Source organism: Shewanella sp. MMG014, from assembly GCF_018100775.1.
Taxonomy (GTDB): Bacteria; Pseudomonadota; Gammaproteobacteria; order Enterobacterales; family Shewanellaceae; genus Shewanella; species Shewanella japonica.
Genome location: NZ_JAGJDZ010000002.1, coordinates 252,251 through 275,401, shown reverse-complemented (window position 1 = coordinate 275,401; position 23,151 = coordinate 252,251). Strand labels below are relative to the sequence as shown.

The 23,151-nt window shown below is 39.8% G+C and carries 21 protein-coding genes and 1 pseudogene; 7 read left to right on the top strand and 15 right to left on the bottom strand.

From position 1 onward, the window contains the following. Window positions 1-227 precede the first annotated feature (227 nt). On the bottom strand, window positions 228-1,385 hold the full coding sequence (locus J8L86_RS04175) for an iron-containing alcohol dehydrogenase (RefSeq protein ID WP_211028871.1): 1,158 nt from the start codon (window positions 1,383-1,385) through the stop codon (window positions 228-230). Window positions 1,386-1,449: 64 nt separating this feature from the next. After that, a complete protein-coding gene (locus J8L86_RS04170; RefSeq protein ID WP_211028870.1) occupies window positions 1,450-2,154 on the bottom strand; it encodes a type 1 glutamine amidotransferase domain-containing protein in 705 nt (234 codons plus the stop codon). Between the two features lie 152 nt (window positions 2,155-2,306). Between J8L86_RS04170 and J8L86_RS04165 the strand changes: the two genes are divergently transcribed. The 4 genes from J8L86_RS04165 (at window position 2,307) to J8L86_RS04150 (ending at window position 6,497) form a co-directional block, all read left to right on the top strand. Then, a complete protein-coding gene (locus tag J8L86_RS04165; RefSeq protein WP_211028867.1) occupies window positions 2,307-3,239 on the top strand; it encodes a LysR family transcriptional regulator in 933 nt (310 codons plus the stop codon). Window positions 3,240-3,968: 729 nt separating this feature from the next. Beyond that, window positions 3,969-4,394 (top strand): DUF2057 family protein, encoded by a 426-nt coding sequence (locus tag J8L86_RS04160; protein WP_211028865.1) that lies wholly within the window; start codon window positions 3,969-3,971, stop codon window positions 4,392-4,394. 323 nt (window positions 4,395-4,717) lie between these two features. Continuing rightward, window positions 4,718-5,908 carry a class I SAM-dependent methyltransferase gene (locus tag J8L86_RS04155; RefSeq protein ID WP_065107949.1) on the top strand — a complete coding sequence of 397 codons (1,191 nt, stop codon included), beginning with the start codon at window positions 4,718-4,720 and terminating at the stop codon, window positions 5,906-5,908. Between the two features lie 160 nt (window positions 5,909-6,068). Next, window positions 6,069-6,497: a PliI family lysozyme inhibitor of I-type lysozyme gene (locus J8L86_RS04150; RefSeq protein ID WP_211028863.1), complete on the top strand. Its 429-nt coding sequence runs from the start codon at window positions 6,069-6,071 to the stop codon at window positions 6,495-6,497. A gap of 87 nt (window positions 6,498-6,584) precedes the next feature. Here the strand turns inward: J8L86_RS04150 and J8L86_RS04145 are convergent, their stop codons facing one another. The 5 genes and pseudogenes from J8L86_RS04145 to J8L86_RS04125 all read right to left on the bottom strand — a co-directional run bounded on the left by J8L86_RS04145 (window position 6,585) and on the right by J8L86_RS04125 (window position 11,844). Further along, on the bottom strand, window positions 6,585-6,929 hold the full coding sequence (locus J8L86_RS04145) for a hypothetical protein (protein ID WP_055023223.1): 345 nt from the start codon (window positions 6,927-6,929) through the stop codon (window positions 6,585-6,587). 219 nt (window positions 6,930-7,148) lie between these two features. Continuing rightward, window positions 7,149-7,580, bottom strand: a complete 432-nt coding sequence (locus J8L86_RS04140; protein WP_055023222.1) for a CBS domain-containing protein — start codon at window positions 7,578-7,580, stop codon at window positions 7,149-7,151. Between the two features lie 116 nt (window positions 7,581-7,696). Continuing rightward, a pseudogene (locus tag J8L86_RS04135) lies at window positions 7,697-9,439 on the bottom strand (lysophospholipid acyltransferase family protein); the annotation flags it as partial. 25 nt (window positions 9,440-9,464) lie between these two features. Next, entirely contained in the window at window positions 9,465-10,397 is a 933-nt protein-coding gene (locus tag J8L86_RS04130) for a UDP-2,3-diacylglucosamine diphosphatase (protein WP_211028859.1), read from the bottom strand. 415 nt (window positions 10,398-10,812) lie between these two features. Beyond that, window positions 10,813-11,844, bottom strand: coding sequence for a Glu/Leu/Phe/Val dehydrogenase dimerization domain-containing protein (locus tag J8L86_RS04125; RefSeq protein ID WP_055023220.1), 1,032 nt, complete (start codon window positions 11,842-11,844; stop codon window positions 10,813-10,815). A 264-nt stretch (window positions 11,845-12,108) separates the two neighbouring features. Here J8L86_RS04125 and J8L86_RS04120 point away from each other — a divergent pair, with 264 nt between their 5' ends. Further along, entirely contained in the window at window positions 12,109-12,555 is a 447-nt protein-coding gene (locus J8L86_RS04120; RefSeq protein WP_055023219.1) for a DUF4826 family protein, read from the top strand. Window positions 12,556-12,649: 94 nt separating this feature from the next. On the opposite strand, the gene hisIE is transcribed toward J8L86_RS04120, so the two are convergent. Genes hisIE through hisG form a run of 8 tightly spaced genes read right to left on the bottom strand, consistent with a single transcriptional unit; the run spans window position 12,650 to window position 19,888 of the window. Next, window positions 12,650-13,279, bottom strand: coding sequence for a bifunctional phosphoribosyl-AMP cyclohydrolase/phosphoribosyl-ATP diphosphatase HisIE (gene hisIE / locus J8L86_RS04115; RefSeq protein ID WP_055023218.1), 630 nt, complete (start codon window positions 13,277-13,279; stop codon window positions 12,650-12,652). A 36-nt stretch (window positions 13,280-13,315) separates the two neighbouring features. Continuing rightward, window positions 13,316-14,089: an imidazole glycerol phosphate synthase subunit HisF gene (hisF, locus tag J8L86_RS04110; protein WP_211028852.1), complete on the bottom strand. Its 774-nt coding sequence runs from the start codon at window positions 14,087-14,089 to the stop codon at window positions 13,316-13,318. Continuing rightward, window positions 14,071-14,808, bottom strand: coding sequence for a 1-(5-phosphoribosyl)-5-[(5-phosphoribosylamino)methylideneamino]imidazole-4-carboxamide isomerase (gene hisA / locus J8L86_RS04105; RefSeq protein ID WP_211028851.1), 738 nt, complete (start codon window positions 14,806-14,808; stop codon window positions 14,071-14,073). Before hisA ends, hisF begins: the two co-directional genes overlap by 19 nt. Beyond that, window positions 14,805-15,431, bottom strand: a complete 627-nt coding sequence (gene hisH / locus J8L86_RS04100) for an imidazole glycerol phosphate synthase subunit HisH (protein WP_211028850.1) — start codon at window positions 15,429-15,431, stop codon at window positions 14,805-14,807. Before hisH ends, hisA begins: the two co-directional genes overlap by 4 nt. Before the next feature lie 12 nt (window positions 15,432-15,443). Then, window positions 15,444-16,511: a bifunctional histidinol-phosphatase/imidazoleglycerol-phosphate dehydratase HisB gene (gene hisB, locus J8L86_RS04095; protein ID WP_211028849.1), complete on the bottom strand. Its 1,068-nt coding sequence runs from the start codon at window positions 16,509-16,511 to the stop codon at window positions 15,444-15,446. Window positions 16,512-16,558: 47 nt separating this feature from the next. Beyond that, entirely contained in the window at window positions 16,559-17,641 is a 1,083-nt protein-coding gene (hisC, locus tag J8L86_RS04090) for a histidinol-phosphate transaminase (protein ID WP_211028843.1), read from the bottom strand. 13 nt (window positions 17,642-17,654) lie between these two features. After that, window positions 17,655-18,941, bottom strand: a complete 1,287-nt coding sequence (hisD, locus tag J8L86_RS04085; protein WP_065108419.1) for a histidinol dehydrogenase — start codon at window positions 18,939-18,941, stop codon at window positions 17,655-17,657. Between the two features lie 47 nt (window positions 18,942-18,988). Continuing rightward, complete coding sequence (gene hisG, locus J8L86_RS04080) at window positions 18,989-19,888, bottom strand: ATP phosphoribosyltransferase (RefSeq protein WP_055023212.1); 900 nt, start codon at window positions 19,886-19,888, stop codon at window positions 18,989-18,991. A gap of 542 nt (window positions 19,889-20,430) precedes the next feature. Here hisG and J8L86_RS04075 point away from each other — a divergent pair. Together J8L86_RS04075 and tsaB are read left to right on the top strand one after the other, a co-directional pair. Then, entirely contained in the window at window positions 20,431-22,356 is a 1,926-nt protein-coding gene (locus J8L86_RS04075) for an ATP-dependent DNA helicase (RefSeq protein ID WP_348772640.1), read from the top strand. Between the two features lie 53 nt (window positions 22,357-22,409). Then, complete coding sequence (tsaB, locus tag J8L86_RS04070; protein ID WP_065107958.1) at window positions 22,410-23,117, top strand: tRNA (adenosine(37)-N6)-threonylcarbamoyltransferase complex dimerization subunit type 1 TsaB; 708 nt, start codon at window positions 22,410-22,412, stop codon at window positions 23,115-23,117. Window positions 23,118-23,151 lie beyond the last annotated feature (34 nt).

The following is a 23,151-nucleotide window of genomic DNA, read 5'->3' as shown; positions in this document are numbered from 1 at the left end:
AATAATTCTTCAAGTGTAGAATATAGTAAGCCAACCTGAGTCTTTCGTTTACTATTTAAATTCATCAATATTCCACATTTGATGAATTAATTGAAAATTTCAACACTAGATCACACTTCTTGCAGTAGTGACCAAAATATTAAAACAGTATAAAAAACAAAAGCTAGCAAGATGCTAGCTTTTAGTCACAACAGAGTAAAAATCTGTGTTCAATTAAGTTAAATCATTTATAACGCTGTCGTTAGTATTTCTCGGCTGACAGTTAAATCAATATCACCATGTTCACCTAGTTTTGTCATACCGTGTTTTTCAAGGGCATTAACCATTACATCGACTTGATCTGTACCTAAATCAATATCTCCTAAACGAATTGGCACTTGCATTCGTTTAAAGAATGCTTCTGTTGCAAGAATCGCTTGATCAATTTTTTGCTCATCAGTGCCTGTAGTGATGCCAAATACACGTTCAGCATATTGAACTAGCTTGTCATGTTTTTGTACTCGGCGCACTTTCATTACTGCAGGTAACACGATTGATAAAGTACGTGCATGATCAATACCGTGGCTGGCTGTTAATTCATGACCAATCATGTGAGTCGACCAATCTTGTGGTACGCCGGCACCAATTAAGCCATTTAGTGCCATGGTGGCTGACCACATGATATTAGCTCTGACTTCAAGATCTTGTTTTGTCTCGGCAGCCAGAGCTTTAGGGCCTTCTTCAATTAAGGTTTGCAGTAAACCTTCACTGAATCTGTCTTGTACTTTACCGTTGACGCTGTAAGTTAAGTATTGCTCCATAATATGAATGTAAGCATCAATAACCCCATTACTAATTTGTCGATCTGACAGTGATAGCGTCACAGAAGGATCGAGTACTGCAAATAATGGTCTGACTAATGGGCTACCAAATGGCAGTTTATTACCATCTCGAGTAATAACTGAGCCACCATTAGACTCTGAACCTGTCGCTGGCAGTGTTAAGACTGCGCCGATTGGCAGTGCTTGTTTAACACTGGCCCCTTTTGCAACGATATCCCAAGGATCTTGGCCTTCAAATTTTGCTGCAGCGGCTATAAATTTAACGCCATCAACAACTGAACCACCGCCTACTGCTAGGAGGTAATCAATATTTTCCGCTTCAATGATGGCTTGCGCTTTCATTAATGTATCGTATTGCGGGTTAGGCTCAACACCAGAGAACTCAAACCAAGTATGGTCTTTAAGTGCTTCGGTGACTTGTTGGTATACGCCATTTGACTTAATCGACCCGCCACCATAAACCATTAATACTTTGGCATCTGCTGGGATTTCTTGGCTGATTGCGCTGATTTGGTTTTCACCAAATAAAATTTTTGTATTGTTTTGAAAAGAAAAATTTAACATGTGTCGTTCCTGATAATAAAGTGATGCACTGTGTTACACAGTGGGGATCAAGACTAATTGACTGTTATGCATTGAGCTGGCTAATCAACTTTTGTGCTGTTAATGATGAGCTAGCAGGATTTTGACCTGTAATGAGTAAGCCATCTTGTACGGAGAAAGCATGCCAATCTGCCGCTTTTTGGTAATCAGCGCCACGGGCGATAAGTTCATCTTCTAATAAAAATGGCACAATATCCGTTAATTGGACAGCGTCTTCTTCTGAGTTCGTGAAGCCTGTTACGGCTTTATCAGCGACAATATGCTTACCGTTTTGGTCTTTGACATTTAATAACACTGCTGTGGCGTGGCAAACTGCTGCGATAGGTTTATTTTGAACCACAAATTGGTTAATCAGTGAGATTGAATCTGCATTGTCAGCTAAATCCCATAATGGCCCATGTCCGCCCGGATAAAATACGCCATCAAACTCTGCTGGATTTATGCTAGATAATACACGAGTGTTAGCCAGCAATGATTTAAGCTGCTCGTCGTTGTCAAAACGGTGAGTGTCCTCTGTTTGAAAATCAGCTAATTCACTTTTGGGATCAATAGGCGGCTGTCCACCAAGAGGAGAGGCTAAAACGACTTCATAGCCAGCATCGGCAAATACATAATAAGGTGCTGCAAACTCTTCAATCCAAAATCCGGTTTTTTCACCTGTATCGCCTAACTTGTCATGTGAAGTTAGCACCATTAATACTTTTTTGGTGGTTTGTGTTGCTTGAGTCATGATATTCCCTTAAACAAGTTTGTGTAATGAGGCTCTGAATAATGCTACACAGTATAGAAATACATTTAGATTCGTACAATGCAGATATTTTTGACTTCATTGTTTAATTAATTGATACAATGGCCGGAAGGTTTTAAGCGGAGTATTGTTAAGTGAACGTATCGTTTGAACAGTTAAAGAGCATGGTGGTTTTTTCACAAGTAGTGGAGCAAGGTAGCTTGAGTGGCGCGGCAAAGCACATCGGCTTATCTCGTGCTGTGGTGAGCTACCATTTAAAAAAGCTTGAAGCGCATTTATCAGTAAAGTTACTTAACCGCTCAACAAGAAGCATCAGCCTAACCGAAGAGGGCAAAGCCTATTATCAGTCATGTAAAGTGATTGCTGAGCAAGCTTTTAATGCGAATCGACAAATTGAAAATATGAAAAGTGAGCCCGTAGGGCTAATTCGTATTACTTGTCCGGTTAATGCTGGACTTGAAACCATAGTGCCAGCCTTGAACGAATTTAAAGTGCTGTACCCCAAAATTGAACTTGATGTCATGTTGACTGATGAAATTGTCAATATCATAAATCAAGGGTTTGATTTAGCGATAAGAGGTGCGCCATTAGTTGATTCAAGTTTACAAGCTACAAAACTCTGTGTATTAACGACTTGTTTGTGCGGTTCTCCTGAATACTTTGATCGTAACGGACGCCCGAGTTCGCCGGCTGATCTTAGCTCACATGATTGGGTTATCTATAAACCTCTTAAAAAAGTGTTGGAGCTGAAGAAAGGTGCTCGATCGTTCAGTATTGAAATGAAAGGCTCGATAACCACAAATAATGCTTCAGCACGAACAGCCTTTATTGAAGGAGGACATGGTATAGGAAGGGTGCCGACTTATGATGCTTGGCCTAAGGTTAAGCAAGGAACACTTGAAACCGTGCTCGATGATTACCATTTATCCGATATTAATATTTATGGTGTATTCCCGCCAGGGGCGGCTGACTCAAAAAAATTGCGATTATTACTCGATTTTTTAAAGGTGTATTTTGATAAACAGATTAGTCAAATGAGCTTATCTAAAACACATTTTAATCAGTAGATGAAACGTTTTGTAAAGCAGACTTCACTGTCAGTTTAAGACGATCTTTTGGCCGTTTTAATTGTGTCTTTACACCATCTAAGACAGCAGTACCAACTAACCAAAAAACAACCTGCAGCTAATACATAAGTGATTGAATTGTGCTCAGGAAAGCTAAAAGGATGGCAAATTACATCAAGCCAAAAAAGGCTTGTGGAAATAGCCATGAATACACTCAATGTGCCCAGTACGGTAATAGTCAGTTTGGAAAACATGATATGACGTTTTTTGCAATGACACATGGATGAAAAATCCACAATTTCTGCGTCACAATGAATGCAAGTTATTCTTTTTTTGTATGACTTACTCATCTGATTTCGAACCTGCTACACGTGAACCTGCTGTCGTGTGATTACTTAACATCAACAACTTACCTCTATCAATCTTGAATATTTGTTACCTAGGTAACTTTAGTGTTAATGCTTGTTGATTTCTTTGCATTAAATCAAAGAATACTGGATTAGAATTAAATTTTAAAAAAATAAAAAAATATTTTTTGATTTTTACTCATATAGATAGATGGTTTTTATAATATCTTTTTCCTCATATTTTATAGATTTAAAAAATAATTCTAAAAAATGAAATTTTAATTTTCATTTTAAGGTCTCTTTATCATTTTAAGGTCTCTTTATTTAAACGGTGCAGTGTTTTGTGCCAAGTGGGATAAGAAGATATTAATTGGAGTGAAATATGAATACCAAAATAATGATTTTGACCGCTTTTAGTTTTATGCTAACCAGTTTTACGGCTCAGTCATCAAGCATTACGTTTCATGATGATTTAGATGTTGATAGTGTGAATGGTGTTGTTATCGAATTTCAGCGTGAAGTGGATCTTATCCCTGGCGAGCAATTAATTGAAGTGAGCTATAGCGATCTGTTTCAAGATAACGCCGATGACTCAGGGCATTGGGTTAAGTCTGAACCACTTTATCTTAAGCTAAATGTCCAAGGTAATGAGCAGTATCATTTAGATTTACCTGAGTTGTACTCAGCTGATGATGCAAAAGACTTTTTACAAAATCCAGTGCTATCTTTGTCAGTTGATGGCGAGCCTCAAGATATTACATTATTGAGTCAATCACAGTTATTTACTTTACTATTATTAAAACAATAGTCATTGATTTTAATAAAATATTGCTTATAAGATTATTTACATATCATCCTTAATTATTTCACTGTTTGAGATAGTTAACTCTGTGAAATATTTTTTTAGAATGCTACTCAATTATGAGTAGCATTTTTATATTTAATTACCCACCACGTTATAATAACCATTTGATTTGGATTTTTAGTTAACTGCAAGTTGATGTTACTGATTTTCGATGAGTGACCTCGAGTGTATGACATTCAATTTCAAGCTATAATTTTTAGATTCTAACTTGCGTTCCCTATACAGGATCCTTATTATCCTTATCCCAATTTTAAAAAGGCACCATCATGGCAATCAGAATCAAGCTTAGACCTAAGCGTGAAAAATCACTTGAACGTAAGCACCCTTGGGTATTTGCAAGTGGTATACATAACATAAAAGGTAAACCACAAGCAGGTGAAACCGTTGATGTTGTCGCTCATGATGGTCATTGGTTAGGCCGTGGTGCTTGGTCTCCTGAATCACAAATTCAAGTGCGTGTGTGGACGTTTGATAAAGAAGAGCAAATCGATAAAGACTTTTTTGTTCGTCGTATTCAGCGTGCTCAATTGGGGCGTGATGCATTAATTGAAGAACAAGGCCTTACCGGCTATCGTCTTATTGCTGCGGAATCAGATGGCTTACCGGGTATTACCATTGATAAGTACGCGAATGTTTTAGTCTGTCAATTACTGAGCACAGGGGCTGATTACTGGCGTGATACTTTAGTTGAGGTATTAGCAGAACTCTATCCTGATTGTGCCATTTACGAGCGTTCTGATGTCGACTCTCGTAAGAAAGAAGGTTTAAAGCCTGTCACCGGTTTATTGCACGGTGAATTACCAGTAATGCCAGTGGTAATTGAAGAAAATGGTATAAAAATTTCTGTTGATGTGACAAAAGGGCATAAAACGGGTTTTTATTTAGATCAACGTGATAACCGCGCTATTGCAGCACGCTTCGTAAAAAATAAGTCAGTGCTTAATTGCTTTTGCTATACAGGTACCTTCGGTTTGTATGCTGCAAAAGGCGGCGCAGCGAGCATTGAAAATGTCGATGTTTCTAAACTTGCGTTAGATACCGCGCGATTAAATATGGAAATAAACGGCTTTAATGATGATCACGTTAATTATCATGAAGCTGATGTGTTTAAGTTACTGCGCCAGTATCGTGATGAAGGTAAAACCTTTGATGTCATTGTGCTAGATCCACCTAAGTTTGCTGACAATAAAGCACAACTGAATGGTGCTTGCCGTGGTTACAAAGACATCAATATGATTGCGATGCAGTTATTAAATCCTGGTGGAACATTACTAACGTTCTCTTGTTCAGGGTTAATGGCCGCTGATTTATTCCAAAAAGTGGTTGCTGATGCGGCGCTTGATGCAAAGCGTGACGTTCAATTTATTGATAGATTGAGCCAAGCAAGTGATCATCCTATTGGTAGTGCATTTCCAGAAGGATTTTACCTTAAAGGCTTGGTTGCAAGAGTCTTTTAAAGACTATTGCCACTGACGCTCGTGATTAAGGCTGCCATATGGCAGCCTTTTTAATGCTTAAAATTCGCGAACTGTAATAATATGAACAATGCTTAAGCTAAGGTTTTGTTGATAGTTAACTTGATGTACTTTTAAGTATCATGGATAGGAAGGGCTAATAATGAAAAATATGAAAAAGACTTCTCGTGTAAACAATATGCTGTCGTTTTTGATGATTGCGCCTTTGTTGTATGGCAGCGTAAGTATGGTTAACGCCCACGAAGTACACGAGTTAACTACATCAAATGGTGGCACTTATGTTAAAGCATTTTCTTTTTCTAACCAGCAAAGTGTGGTGATTGCTGAAGGCCGTATCGAGCCACGTTCTATTGGTACCATAAGCATTAAGCTATATAAAAACTTGGATGTAGGTGATTTTGCTGATGGGATAATTATTCCTAGAGATGGCACAATTTTATCGGTAGAAGTCCTTAAAGATAATAGTGATGGCCAACAACTTAATATTACTACGGTAACCGCTGGAAGTGGAAACTATCAAACAAGCGAGTTGGTGTGTATTGCAGAAAACGCTGTCAGTTTATGCGACTAAAAAACAGTAAAACAAATATAATCGCTACGCTAAGGCTGCATATCGCAGCCTTTTTTAATGTGTATCTTCAATGTAATTTCGGTACCGTTAACTAAACCAATAAAGTCCTAAAACACTCATAAACGTTACCATGACACTGGCTTCAAATACTTTCTTACTGCTCAATAAGCTTTGTTTACCTTGTTTTAAACTCCCAATTAATTGGTTTTGTTTGTATAAACGACAGGTTAATTGCTCTGTTTGTGGGTCAATGAGTAACTGAAGTTGGCAAGGTTTGCCATTTTTAAGCTCAATACGGTGAGTACTTCTTTGGCTAAAGTTGATTTTACTTGATACAAGCTGATCATTAACTAAAACACGCTCTAATCCAAACCAATCACTGGCAAGCAATTCGATTTTTTCATGATTTAAATGATATTTAAAACTTGTCATTAATCTCTCCTTGGCGTGTAAACCTACCTTAAGATAAGCAGACAAATGTGACGTTTTCCACCAAGATAAATGAAGTTTTTTTGAATGGATTAGTATGTGATTGTTGAGATTGAAGAAAATTTTTTATTTTATTTTTGGAGCAAGCAATTGTTAGACAGAAACGCATAAAATAGTTTTTGTCATTAATGAGATGTTTTTATTTGTATATAAAACAGTTGGTTACGGTTGTTCGCCATTCAAGGGCTCTAAACCACAATAATGAGCAAGTAGATCACGCCAACTCACAATACCGACAATTTCCTTATCCACTAATACAGGCAAGCAGGTGATCCCTTTAGATAAGATAAGTTCTGAAGCACTGTTAACATCCAACTCTGGAGGAATAGTGATAGGGTGGTGAGCCATCACTTGATGGACACGTTTTTGTAGCGTTTCAATATCTCGAGTTAGTTCTGCGGCCGTGCCAAGATTTGGACTGATAGCATTAACCAGATCGGCACGCGCCAAGATACCGGAGACTTGATTATGTTCATCTAACACCACAAGGTGATGAAATGGTACATTGTCAAAAATATCTTTAGCCGTGGCTAACCGATCATCCATTTCAACAGTGACTACTCTGTGGCTCATTATTTGCTCAACAGTAACCATCTTGTTCTCCTTTTCAATTAATCTATTTATATCAGACAATTGAAAAGCCGACAAATGATGAATAATTGAGTCATGTATCGTGATTGATCAGTTCATTGCTAATTTCAACAGTTATTTTATGGTTTAGTTAAGTGGTAATTAATGTATCGTTGCTGCTTTTTAGGTTTCAATGCATGCACATCAACAAGTACCAGTCCATCAATACAGTTGCCAAAATCAGTATCGATACCAAAGTCGAGAAACGATACGCCATTTTGTTCGCACAATTCGCCATATTGTTTAAACAGTGGCGGTACTGCCGCCCCCATATTCGCCATTGTGTGTTTTAACACTTTGAAATTAGATGCGTAATCGTCAGCGGAATAAAGTGCATCGAGTTGTTGGCGTTTATCTTGGGTAAAGCGGTAAGGGCAATTTGAGATTGCTAACACCTCAGGGTTACTGAATTGCTTCTGATAGAAATGGACAAGCATTTCTTTCGCTTGTTCGGGGATTTGGTCACTAATAGACACAGGACCAAATAAATAGCGAAATTGTGGATTCTTAGCTAAATAAGCGCCAATACCAAGCCATAAGTAGTCTAGGCTTCGTTTTCCCCAATACTTTGGCTGCACGAAGCTACGGCCAAGCTCTAAGCCATTTTCAAAGTAGGGGGCAAACTCATCGTTATATTGAAACAATGATTGGCTATATAAGGCCGTTTTACCTTGATGCTCGTGAACCCACTTAGCACTTGCAAAACGATAGGATCCTACAATTTCTAAATCATCCTTATCCCATAACACCAGGTGCTGATAATAAGGATCATATTGATCGTTATCTCGCCTGTTGCCGCTACCTTCCCCCACGGCACGAAATGCGATTTCTCTTAATCGGCCAATTTCTCGCATGATTGGATTGCAGCCTTGGTGCTGATATAAAAAGATTTGTTTATTGTCATTAGTCTCACCGAGCATCTCACATTGTTGCAAAGCTGATTGCAGTTCGCTTCGTGACTCTGGATGGGCAATGGCTTTTTGTGTAGCAAATAATGGCCGACGATTTTTTCCAATTCGATAAAGGTGATTCTTAAGTAACTGAACCTTGGTTTTGACATTAAAATCATGGCCAGTAATAGCTTCTTTAGGAATTAACTGTCCAATTCGTACTGGCATGGTGCGCTTTTGCTGTTTAAACATTTCTTTGACGAGCAATAAACTAGCGAGTGGCTTATAAATCATTGAAGCGCCATAGAATGAAAGTGAGTTTTTAGCATCAACAAACATTGGCAGTAACGGAGCATTGCAGGAGTTGGCCATTTTTAAAAAGCCAGAATGCCACTTTAAATCAGTGACACCTGAGGGTCTGAGTCTTGATACTTCTCCTGAAGGAAAAATTAATACAGCGCCTTCATTTTTTAGGTGCAAGTGAATATTTTCTAAGTGCTGTCTTGGTGTACCACCGGACATGTTATTCACGGGAAGCAGCAGTGAATGTAGTGGTTCAAGTGCCATCAGCAGTTCATTCGCGACGACTTTGATATCAGGTCGAACTTGGCTAATAAGTTTGATGAGAGCGAGTGCATCAAGGGAACCAATAGGGTGATTGGCATAAATAACCACTCTTCCTTCGATGGGAATATTTTCAATTTCATTACTAGGCACTGAGTAATTGAAATCAAAACAATCTAGTACATGCTCGACAAAATCTACCCCTTTCAAATAAGCGAATTCTGCCGCGATATCATTACATTGTTTTTCGTTTAATAAATAACGCAACATGGCTTTTGTTGGTGTTGCTAGCCAAGGTTTTTGGTGGATTTTGGGTAAGTTTTTTTCTACCACATTATCTACTGTAAAAATCATGTCCATAGCCTTTATTGTTATAAGAAGTGAGTAGTCAGTGCTAAGCGACTTTTTGCTTCATTGGACTAGCACTGGCTTCACTCAATGTGATTTGATTGATGACTTTGGTCGTGCACGCTTCATCACTCCAGCGAAGCAGCTGTAATTCACCATTGTGGGTTTCAGCAATCAGCGTACAATTTTCGACCCAGTCACCGTCGTTGGCATAAATGATATTCTTGTGTTGGGATAATTCTGGTTGGTGAATATGACCGCAAACCACTGCTTGTACTTGCTGTGTTTGTGCGTAGCGCAATACTGCATCTCGATACATGCTGATGGCATGTTGTGCTTTATTGACTCGGAGTTTCACGTAACTGGCTAAAGACCAATACGAAAAGCCTAAGCTGTGTCTAATACGATGTAATTTACGATTGAGTAATAACAAAACATCATATAAATGATCGCCAAGTTTGGCGTAGGTGCGACTTATACACACTTCTGAATCAAATTGATCGCCATGTAACATTAAAATTTTATCGCCAGTTATGCATTCATGTATATATTGGCGGGTGATGGTAATACCCCATATTTGGAAATTACTATAAGCTTTAAACTCTTCATCATGGTTGCCTGGTATAAACTTGATTTCGATACCGCTTTGCGCCAGTTGGATTAACTTTTGTAGGACTAGGTTATGACTTTCAGGCCAATAAACTTTACGTTTTAGTGCCCAGATATCAATGATGTCGCCAACTAAATAAAGCTTATTAGTGTGAGTTTGATTAAGCAGATCCAATAAATATTCTGCTTTGCAATCGACACTGCCTAGGTGAACATCTGAAATCCATAAAGCATTGAAAGTTTGTTTTACTTTGCCACTAGATTTAGGGGATTTGCTGGTTGTAATCGCATGTTCAAAAGGGCTGAAGTGAGAAGTGGGATTAGATGTAAGTTCATGTAAACCGGTCTTATCTTTAGCATTTTGAGTCATTGATATATCGCTCAACGATGAATGTCTAAACTAGCATAGGAGCGGTTTTTGAACTCAAGATGACGCCAATATGTCAAAGGGATGACAATTTACAGTGAACGGAGCCGAGTTAAATGAATGCTAGGCTAAGCAAGGCAATGTTATTTTGGATAAGATTTAGTAAGGCTCTAAGAGACAATAAGATCCAAAATTTGGTCATTGGCAGTAAACAAATATAGGTAACTAATATAAGTAACTAATATAAAAACTAATATAAGAAACGAATATAAGAAACTAATATAAGAAACTAAAGCAAAGTTAACGCTGGATTACTAGCGACTCAATTCCAATAAAAAAGGAGCCTGATGGCTCCCTTTAGTGAGGTCATAACCGTAACTCATTTTATAAAAATAGGCTTATAAAATGAGTGCGTTAATTATTTAGCGGCGTTAATGATCTCACGCGCCATTTCGTCAGCAACATCACCGGTGGTGCGGTTGTCTTTTTCGGCTTGCTCGAAGATTTTGATTAACGTGTTATAAATTTCTTCGACTTTGGCAGTGGCTTTAGCTACATCATAGTCACTTTCGAAAGAAACATTGATGATACCGCCAGCATTGATGACATAATCAGGTGCATACAAAATGCCTAGCTCTTTTAATACTTCACCGTGACGAACTTCAGCTAACTGGTTATTTGCACAACCCGCAACAATTGTTGCTTTAAGCAACGGGATAGTCGTGTCGTTGATCGTTGCGCCAAGTGCACATGGTGCGTATACATCAACATCTTGGGTATAGATATCTTGTGGTGCAACAACTGTAGCGCCAAATTCCGTGGCCACACGGTCTAAAGAAGCTTGATGGATGTCAGTCACGATCAGTTCAGCGCCATCTTCATGAAGGTGCTTACATAAGTAATAACCAACATGTCCAACGCCTTGAACCGAAATTTTTAAGCCTTTTAAGCTATCTAGACCACGCTGATGTTTTACCGCGGCTTTAATACCTAAATACGTTCCTAAAGCAGTGAATGGAGATGGATCGCCACTTTTGCCCTCAAGACCAGCCATATAGGGTGTTTCTTCATGAGCAATCATAATATCAGCTGTGGTAGTACCCACATCTTCAGCAGAGTAGTACTTACCACCTAAAGTGTGAATAAAACGACCAAATGAGCGGAATAAGGCTTCACGATCGGTAGTTTTAGGGTCTGCGATGATAACTGACTTGCCGCCACCCATTGTTAAACCAGCAAGTGCGTTTTTATAAGTCATTCCACGAGATAGACGCAACACGTCATTGATTGCCTCGTCGTCTGAGTCATAATTCCACATACGACAACCGCCCACTGCAGGGCCTAGGTTAGTATTATGGATAGCGATAATTGCTTTTAAGCCACTTTCTTTGTCGTGACAAAATACGACTTGTTCGTGGTCATCAAACGATACATGATTAAATAGAGCCACTTGTGATCTCCGCTGTGCGATTAAATAGTCGTCAGAATAAAAGTGAATAACGACTGCTTGTTATTATTTATTGCAGAACGATAGCATTTAGCGATACTCTCAACAAAGTTAGATTCATATAATTTTGTGATCTACGTGGCAATTTAGCTTGCCACTTTACGTAAACGTAAACTTTTTTTGCGTTTCGTTGCATTTGTCACACAAATTGATATAAAGATGTAAGTGTTATGATGACGACATATAACAATAAAATAGGAAGAAAGAATGACTGAATCAGTGGCTGAGCCTAAAACAGAACAACAAGATCCAGAAGTATTAAGACAACAATGGGTCCAAGCACAATTTCAAAAAGCCAATCGATTCCTTGCCGAAAAAGGCGTTATCCCGTCAAAAGTCCTTGCTGATGAAAGCCGCTATTTAGTGCCATATTTAGCAATTTGGAAAATGGAATCGAAACAACCTACCAAGCAAACTTTTTGGGTAATGTCAGGCGATTTACCTTCTGACTATGTCGATGTAAAAGTTGCTGGTACTGCGCGTGAGGCGATTCGTCACTTTTCAATGATGTGGCAAATTAAAGCTGAAAACTTACATAAGTCTGGCGCAACTCGCGATGAGACCCAACTTAAATTTGCTAACTTATTGGTGTCTCGCGCTGAGAGCTTATATAACATGCAAAACGATGAAAAGCTGTGGCAAGACCAAGCGTAATCAAATAGATATCAGTTTTGTAAAAATTAAAGGCACCGAGTAGGTGCCTTTTTTATTGGATGCAATGTGCTTACATGGCCGGTTTAGATTAACGCTATTGACTGTTTAAATGACGTTGCATTAGGTTTTGATTAACATCAGCCATGGATAATTGTTGATCTTCAAGTAGCACAATTAAGTGATACATAAGATCCGAAGCTTCATTAATTAACTCTTCTTTATCATGTGTTGCAGCAGCTAGCGCCGTTTCTAATCCTTCTTCACCAACTTTTTGTGCAATTCTTTTTGTACCACGTTCAAAAAGCGATGCCGTGTAGCTTGAATCTGCGCTTTGGCCTTTTCGAGAAATGATCACATTGGTGAGGTTGTCAATGAAACTGTGAGCATTGCCATTTGGCCAGCAGCTTTCAGTTCCTGTGTGGCAGGTAGGGCCATTTGGAATAACCTGAACCAGTAAACTGTCATTGTCACAGTCTTTATCAATGGCAACTAAATCTAATGTGTTGCCTGACGTTTCACCTTTAGTCCATAGGCGTTGTTTTGAGCGACTGAAAAAAGTTACTTTGCCTGTTTCTAAGGTATGTTCTAATGCCGCTTTATTCATATAACCCAGCATAAGCACCTTACCGGTTAAGTGGTTTTGAACCACGGCTGGTAATAAATCGTTTTGTTTATCCCATGCTAGTGCTGAGGTATCAAATGTCACAGTTGCAGATAATGTCATAATTCAGTTTCACTTCTTATTCAGTTTCTTTGCCTGTTAAATACGAATCGCAATGTTTTCATTGGCTAAATATTGCTTTAATTCAGCGATATCGATAATTCCCTTATGAAACACACTGGCTGCTAGGGCAGCATCAACATTCGCTTGCTGAAACACTTCCTTGAAATGTGCCATTGTGCCTGCACCGCCAGAAGCAATTAATGGGACATCACAAATTGCTCTTACCATGCTGAGCTGTTTAATATCATAACCGCCTCGCACGCCATCTTGGTTCATGACGTTCAGTACAATTTCTCCACAACCTCTAGTTTGAACTTCTTCAACCCAATCTTGAGTAAACCATAGCGTATCTTTAGTTGCAGCTTCGTCACCAGTAAATTGCTTTACTTTGTAGCTATCTGATTCGTCATCATAGAATGAGTCAATACCAATCACGATGCATTGGCGGCCAAATTCATCCTGTAATCGTGAAATCAAACTCGGGTCGCTGAGTGCTGGTGAGTTAATTGAAATTTTATCGGCACCGTAAGCTAACATTTGTCGTGCTTGTTCGATGGTTTTAATTCCACCAGCGACGCAAAAAGGAATATCGATTTGCGCTGCGACTCGAGTTACCCAAGACTTATCAATCACTCTATCATGGGCGCTGGCAGTAATATCATAAAAGACTAACTCATCAGCACCTTCGGCTGCATATCTTGCTGCTAGTGGTTCAATATCACCAATGATTTCATGGTTACGAAATTGAACCCCTTTTACGACTTGCCCATCACGAACATCGAGGCAGGGGACTAGGCGTTTGGCCAACATGTGATTGCCTCCTCAACGGTAAAATTATTTATCAGCAATGCTTTACCAATGATAATACCATTGGCGTTACTGTCTCTTACCGCCGCAACATCATCAAGGCTTGCTATACCGCCAGAGGCTTGCCAAGTTATGTTTGGGTACTTACTAGCTAGCTCAGCGTAAAGAAGGGTATTAGCGCCTTGTAAAGTGCCATCACGGCTAATATCGGTGACCAATGCATGTTTAAGTCCAACTGTGCTGTATTCTGACACTAATGATTCTAACGACTTACCACCACCAGTTTGCCAGCCTGACACTGCAACCATTTTTTCGCCTTGCTCGTTAATATTGACATCTAACGCTAAACAAATGGCATCACTGCCGTATTTTACAAACCAGCTTTTGACCAATTCGGGCTCTTTGACTGCTAATGAACCAATGACGACACGTTTAACGCCACTATCTAATAACTCTTTTACTTGCTGTTCACTACGGATCCCGCCGCCGACTTGGATATCGGTGTTTAAGCCTGCAACTAATTGTGAAATCAGTGCTATTTGGCGCTTTTCGGGATCCTTAGCACCTGTTAAATCTACGATATGAAGTAGCTTAGCTCCTTGGGATTCATAAGACTGAAGTTGAGCTAATGGACTTAAATCAAAAGTCGTTTTTTGTTGGTAGTCGCCTTGATATAAACGTACCACTTGGCCGTCGATTAAATCAATTGCTGGAATGATCATGCTTGGTTCCCCATATTTAGGAAATTTTGTAATATCTGCGAGCCTATTGCTGCACTTTTTTCTGGGTGAAATTGCACACCAAAAAAGTTATCTTTTGCAATGGCGGCACTAAATGCTTCACCGTATTGTGATGATGCGATGGTGTACTGACTGAGTGGCGCCTTAAAGCTATGGACAAAATACAAATAACTACCGTCTTCAATCCCTTTAAACAACGGATGATCAGATACTGTTATTTGGTTCCAGCCCATGTGTGGTAATGGCAAGCCTTGGCTGTCTAATTCATTAATTTGAGTAGGAATTAATCCCAAACAGGCGATGTCTTGTTCTGTGCGCCCACCGTGCTCATTGGATTTCTCCGTGAGCATTTGCATCCCTAAACATACCCCCATGACAGGTTGGGTTAGGTTGTTAATAATGGACACTAAATCACGGCTCACAAGCGCATCCATCGCTGCGCCAGCAGTGCCGACACCAGGCAAAACGACTCTTGCGGCGGACTTAATCACTTGATGGTCAGCAGATACAATGACATCAGCGTTTAGGCGCTCAAATGCAAATCGTACCGAGCTTAGGTTTGCACAGCCAGTATCAAGAATGACGGTTGTGTTGTTATCTGACATGAATTGCGCTCCTTACAGTACACCTTTACTTGAAGGCAGCAAATCACCTTCGACTTTTACTGCTTGGCGTAACGTGCGGCCTAAAACTTTGAATAGCGCTTCAACTTTGTGGTGATCATTATCGCCATCGGTGCTGATGTGTAACGTACAACGCAGGCCATCGGCAAATGAGCGGAAAAAGTGCGGCACCATTTCAGTGGCCATTTCACCGACCATTTCACGATCGAACTGAGCATTGAATTTAATAAATGGACGACCAGAAATATCCATTAAACACTCTCCATTTGCTTCATCCATAGGCAGACTGAAGCCGAAACGGGCAATACCACGTTTATTGCCTAGTGCTTGGCGTAATGCGTCGCCTATGGCTAAGGCGGTATCTTCAACGCTGTGGTGATCGTCTATTTCTAAATCGCCATCAACAGTCACATCCATTCTGAAATTTCCGTGAGTTTGAATTTGATCTAGCATGTGGTCAAAAAAGCCAATACCTGTATCAATTTTGCCTTTGCTAGTATCATCAAGGTTAATATTAACTTTAATATCCGTCTCTTTTGTTGTGCGAACAACTTCACTGATACGGCCTTGATTTAAGATTGCATCTGTAATGGCAACCCAATTGAGTGTTTCACGTTGATATTGAAAACTACGGATCCCCATAGCACTTGCAAGCTCTACATCAGTATAACGATCGCCAATAACCGCCGAGGTCGTAAAATCGACTTTACCTTGTGTTAAGTATTCTTTGACCAAGCCTAATTTAGGCTTACGACAACTGCAATTATCAGCGTCAAAGTGTGGGCAAATGACGACATCATCAAATTTGACACCTTGGCTTTCAAAGATTTGCATCATCATATTGTGCGGTGCGTCAAAGTCTGCTTGTGGGAATGAATCTGTGCCTAAACCATCTTGGTTGGACACCATCACTAATCGGTAACCCGCTTTTTGTAGTTTCAGTAAAGAAGGAATGACTTGTGGTTCAAACACTAGCTTATCAAGTCTATCTAACTGCTTATCAATTGCAGGTTCCTCAACTAAGGTGCCATCTCTGTCGATAAATAAAATGTTTTGTTTCATCTCTTTTCCTTCAAAATATTTTTATTCTTTAAATTGGGTAATATCTATCAAACGGGTGAGTTTAGGCTGTTGATTGCATCGATAAGTCTGTCTGTGTCAGATGCATGGCTAAAACTAAATCGAATTCGACTTTGTAAACGTGGGTCTTTATAAGCCCGTGCAACTATCCCAGCTTGTTGTAAAGCGTTACTGACCGTATCAGGTTGAGTAAACTCAGCTAATACAAAATTGCCGTGGGCAGGTAATACTTTAGCGCCAGCTTGTTGCAGCGCATTGGATAATCGCTGCCCTTGAGTGCTGAGCTGTGCAACTTGCTGCTGCATTAACTCAATACCCGTTATCGACAGTGCTTTTTGCGCTAATTCTGCAACGGGAAGAGGCACTGGGTAAGGCGCAATAACCCGCATAATTAAACTGATAATATCGCTGTTGGCCATTAAAAAACCGCAGCGAGCTCCTGCTAATGCAAATGCTTTTGAAAGGGTTCTTAACACGACCAGGTTAGGATACTGAGTCACTAAGTCAGCCACTGAGTATTGCGGAGAAAACTCAATATATGCTTCATCAACCACCACAATGGCATTTGGCATAGCTTCAACGGCCGCTGTAATATCCTGCTTTTGAATAATCGTGCCAGTTGGATTATTGGGGTTGCAAATAAAGACGACTTTTGCGCCATCAATTTGCGAAGCATAATTTTCTGGGAGTTGATAGCTATCAGTTAGGTTTAAATTGTTGACACCTACATTGTATGTTTGTGCGCTGATCGCATACATACCGTAAGTCGGCCCAAAGCAAGCTATTTTATCAACGCCTGGGGTGCAGAAGGTTCTAATAAGTAGCTCAATCCCCTCATCAGCTCCACGAGTTGAAACGATATTTTCAACAGGCACTTTAGCATATTGACTGTAAGCATTAATTAATGGCTCAGGCTGACATTCAGGGTAACGATTTAATGTATCTAAATCGCTATTATTAAAAGGCGACTCATTGGCGTTTATCCAAATATCGCCGCGACCACCAATGCGTCTCGCACTTTCATAGGGAACAAGGCTTAACAGCTCTGGTCTAGCTAACGATTCTGCTAACGTTAGCGCAGATTTTGATGAGGGTTCACTGTTATTTGTCATCTATCTTTACTCTTTATAAGCTATTTAAGCGAATGGCTACGGCATTTTTATGAGCATCAAGTAACTCATTTTCTGCTAGTACCATGACTGTTTCGCCAAGACCTTGTAAGCCTTGTGGAGTTAATTCTTGTACGGTAAATCGGCGAGAAAAATCAGCTAATGACAAACTAGAAACGCTGCGACTATATCCGTAAGTTGGTAATACATGGTTGGTTCCACTCGCGTAATCGCCAACTGATTCTGGCGTATACGCCCCTAGAAAAACACTACCTGCGGCTCGAATATTGGTTAATACATCACGAGGTTTTTCAGATTGTATGATTAAGTGCTCAGGACCATAAAGGTTAGATACCATGGCTGCTTGAGACATATCATCAACAATGATAGACCGGCTGCAACTGAGTGCTTGTGCGGCTATATCTTGTCGAGATAAGACGTTAAGTTGCTTACTGAGCTCTCGGTTGACTTCATTAGCCACTGATTCAGAATCTGTGACTAACATAACCTGTGAATCAGGCCCGTGTTCTGCTTGTGATAACAAATCAGCCGCGATGAAGGCTGGATTTGCGAGTTTGTCTGCAATGACAAGTACTTCCGATGGGCCCGCTGGCATATCAATTGCGACGCTGCAGCGGCCATCTTGTGAAACTAAACGTTTAGCTTCAGTGACAAAGCGATTACCGGGACCAAAGATTTTATCAACACTTGGCACCGATTCTGTACCAAAGGCGAGGGCAGCGATAGCTTGTGCACCACCAACCTGATAAATTTCTGTGATGCCACAGACCTTTGCAGCATAAACAATTGCGTCATTAATTGGTGGAGGACTGACTAAAACACGTTGCTCACAGCCTGCAATTTTAGCTGGTAAAGCCAGCATCATTACCGTAGAAATTAGCGGCGCACTGCCGCCTGGTATGTATAAACCGACTTTCTGAATTGGCTCAGAGCGAAGCTCACAGCGAACACCGGGTTGCGTTTCTACATCAATTGCTTGGAATGTTTGTGCTTGGTGAAACGTTTCAATATTATTCACTGCATTAGCAACAGCAGACTTAACCTCTTCAGATACTCTGGTACAAGCTAGTGAGATATCATCATCAGACATAGTAATGGAATCGATACTAACCCCATCGAATTGCTGACTATATTTGACTAAAGCGCTGTCACCATCAGCCACAACGGTGTTGATGATGTCTCTAACTGAACGCTCAACACTATTGTCACCAACTAATGGCGAGCGATTTAGCGCAGTTTGTTGCTTTGTTGAACTTAATTCATTCCAATCTAGAATTTGCATTGTTTGCTGTGTTTGCATGTGCTGCTCCACTACGACAAATGTGTTAGTTAACCGGCCATTTTTTCGATAGGCATAACAAGGATTGAACTCGCACCCAGTGCGGTTAACTCTTCCATTGTGTCCCAGAATAAATCTTCAGTGCTAACGGCGTGGATTGCGACCCGATCAGTATCATCATTGAGTGGTAATACGGTTGGGTTTTCAGCACCCGGTAATAGTGCAACAATTTGATCAAGAGTTTCTCTTGGTGCGTGCAGTAGAATGTACTTGCTTTCACGAGCTCGTACGACGCCGTTCATGCGCGAAAGGATTTTATCGATGAGTGCTTGTTTTGCAGGTACTTGCTCCTCAGCTGATTGAATAATGCATGCCATTGATTGATAGATGATATCTGTTTCGTATAAACCATTCGCTTCAAGAGTTGCACCTGTTGAAACTAAATCACAGATACCGTCAGCTAATCCTGCACGTGGGGCAACTTCAACCGAACCTTTTAACATACAGTCGCTATAGTTAATGCCTTTTTGTTGCATGTAACGACGTAGAAGGTTTGGATAAGAAGTCGCAATACGTAAACCTTCTAGTGAGCTTGCATCTTCATAGCTAAATTCATTTGGAACAGCGAGTGAAAGGCGACATGCTCCGAAATCTAATTCACGTAATTTTACACAGTCAGCTGGCTTACCAAGTGTTTGACGTTCTATTTGTTCTTCTTCAAGAACATTCTCGCCAATAATACCTAAATCAACGACACCATCCATAACCAAGCCAGGGATATCATCATCACGTACACGCAGTAAATCGATAGGCATGTTGTCAGCGTGTACAATTAAACGTTGTTCGTTTACGTTGAACTTTACGCCACAACTTTTAAGTAATTTCTGTGATTCTTTTGAAAGGCGACCTGATTTTTGAATTGCAATACGCAGTCTGTTATTTTCGCTCATGATGTAATTCCTATTAAATTTGATATAAAAACAATTATTTAAAGCCTAAAACTAAAAAACCCCTGAAATTTCTTTCAGGGGTTTGTGTATGTTTTTACAACCGCCTGAAGGAAATAGTCCTCCGGCAGTAAGCATCCGAAGGCTACCGCAAATGGTGATGATGATGGTTTGTATTGATTCGGATGAACATAATAAATTCTCTATTAAATTAGCTTGTGTAATTTCATTACAAACAATCTAACCCCTTTTAATTTTGTTTGCAATACAGAATAAACACTATTTGCATTTTTTTGCTAAATAAAAAATATATCTTATATCAGTATGATTTTTAGGCTTATTTTTGCTCTGTTTGTATATACAAGTAAGGTGTTTAATTCAGATAAATCAATGTTTATCGTCGAAATCATTAATGAAGAGCCTTAACTCAAAGAAACTTTATTTCATTGTTTACTGTTGTAAATCATTGGATAATGAAAAGCTTGATAGATAACCGAGTACGGTTATCTGTTTTTTCCACTAAAAAGGCAAGATTAAGCATCATAGTGAGCAGCAAATTACGCAAAGAAGTCGACTTGGCTTTTTCTCCTCAGGGCGCTTTAGCAAAAAGTGTTCATCAATATCGACCAAGGCAAAGTCAGTATGACATGGCTTTGGCTGTGACGAGTGCCATCAGTGATAAACACAATTTAATTTTAGAAGCAGGTACAGGTGTAGGTAAAACGTTTGCTTATCTGATCCCTGCATTATTAAGTGGTAAGCAAGTCATCATTAGTACAGGGAGTAAAAACCTGCAAGAACAGCTTTTCTTCAAAGACTTACCACTATTATTAACCATGTTTTCTGTCGCGCCCAAAACGGCGCTACTAAAAGGTCGCAGTAATTACTTATGTCAACTTAGGTTGGAAAAGAACTTACAAAAAATAAGTCAAATGTCACCGCAAGTGGTTGATGAGCTGATCAAGATAAATCAATGGGCTAGTATGACCAAAGATGGTGATACTGGTAACTTAACCTCAGTAGCAGAACATTCGGCCACCATTGCCACAGTCACCAGCACCAAAGAAAGCTGCACTGGTAAAAAGTGCAGTTATTACGATGCCTGTTTTAGTCGTAAAGCCAAGATTAAAGCGCAAGATGCGAAAATTGTTGTGGTTAATCATCATTTATTCTTTGCCGACCGATTACTAAAAGACACAGGATTTGCAGAATTATTACCAGAAGCCGATGTCGTCGTTTTTGATGAGGCTCACTTGGTTCCTGATGTTTGCATTAACTATTTTGGCCAACAAATTGCGACGCGTGATATCGACAGAGTGCTAAATCAAATTATTGATGTGTATCGAACAGAGCTAAGAGACAGCATTCAATTGGAGCAGCTGAGTCAACGACTATTAGTGAAGTTATCTCGTTGGCAAAATGCATTGCTTGAGGGGGATGTCACAGATTGGCGCCACGTTATTTCAAATAAAGATTTAGCCACACAATCTTGGGATTTATTGAATGAACTAACGACGTTGCTTGCTGTGACAACAGAACATGTTGGCCGCAGTGAAACGTTAGATAATGTAGTAGATCAACTCTCCTCAATCGTTGCACAGCTTCAACTGTACTTTGAATGTAATGATCAAAATGCCGCTTATAGTGTTGAACCTAGTGGTCGATTTACTATGTTAAGAATGGCACCGATTAATATCGCAAAGCAATGTCAGCAATTGTTTGACAAACAAACTCAATGGATTTTTACCTCGGCAACGTTACAAGTGAACCGACAGCTTAAACATTTTGCTGACGAGTTAGGGCTGGGTAAAGCAAAGCAAATTATCTTAGATAGTCCGTTTGATTATCCAAACCAAGCATTATTTTGTGTGCCAAGACATCTTGCTAAGTCAGGCCAAACTGAAGCTAATGTTAATCAACTCGTAGATGTCTGTACTCAAGCAATTAATGCAGCTCAAGGACGGACTTTTATTTTATTCACCAGTCATCATATGCTGCAGCAAGTTGCGATAATGCTTCAACGTAAAGTGAATTATCCTTTGTTGGTACAAGGACAGGCGAGTAAGCAAAGCTTGTTAAATAAATTTCGCCAACTCGGTAATGGTGTATTGCTGGGGACAAGTAGCTTTTGGGAAGGTATTGATGTAAGAGGGCGGTTACTTAGCTGCGTAATCATCGACAAACTGCCTTTTGTTTCTCCTGATGACACGTTATATCGGGCTAGAGCGGCAAACGCTGAGAGAAGTCATAACGATCCTTTTACGTCTATATCATTACCTCAAGCTGTTATTAGCTTAAAGCAAGGTGTGGGCCGTCTCATTAGGGACGAGAAAGACAGAGGGGTATTAATACTGTGTGATAACCGTATTGTAAATAGACCCTATGGCGAAGCATTCATCAATTCATTACCGCCAATGAGCAGGACTCGTGATTTAGATACTGCGTTACGCTTTTTAAAAAGTATCCCATAAGTTATTATAGCGACCATTATTTACCGAATTACTCTAGGGTTAACACGTCTTACATGGCTCACATTGATTCAGATTTAACAATACTTGCATTAGATACTTGCACAGAATCTTGTTCGGCAGCGTTGTTGCATAACCAAGATTTACATTGTCGTTCAGCAAATGCACCAAGAGAACATAGCCAGCGTTTATTGCCAATGGTTGATGAAGTATTGAAAGAAGCAAATATTAAGATTGCAGATGTAAACTTGATTGCATATGGGCGTGGGCCAGGTAGTTTTACTGGAATTCGAATCTGTACAAGTATGACTCAAGGCTTAGCACTAGGACATGATATACCTGTTATCGGTATTTCTACTTTGGCAGCAATGGCACAAATGGCTATTGACGCTGACAGTGCTAAACAAGTATTTGTAGCCATTGATGCAAGAATGAATGAAATATACTGGGGACAGTTTACTAATTCAGATGGAATTGCGACGTTAGTTGGCGAAGAACATGTATCTACTCCCGAACAAGTAAATATACTGTTAGATACTGAGCAAACGATCACACTGTGTGGCACTGGGTTTGATGCGTATCCTGATTTATTGTCAAATCTTGATTCTACACAAATGAGTGATATCAAATTACCCGATGCCAAAGCGATGTTAAAACTCGCGCAATTGGGATATAAGCAAGGTTTATCGACTCCTGTGGATGAGCTTGCTCCCGTGTATTTGCGTGATACGGTGACTTGGAAAAAATTACCAGGGCGCGAATAATAGGTTAGCTTTATTTGCTTGATGAGTTTGTGTT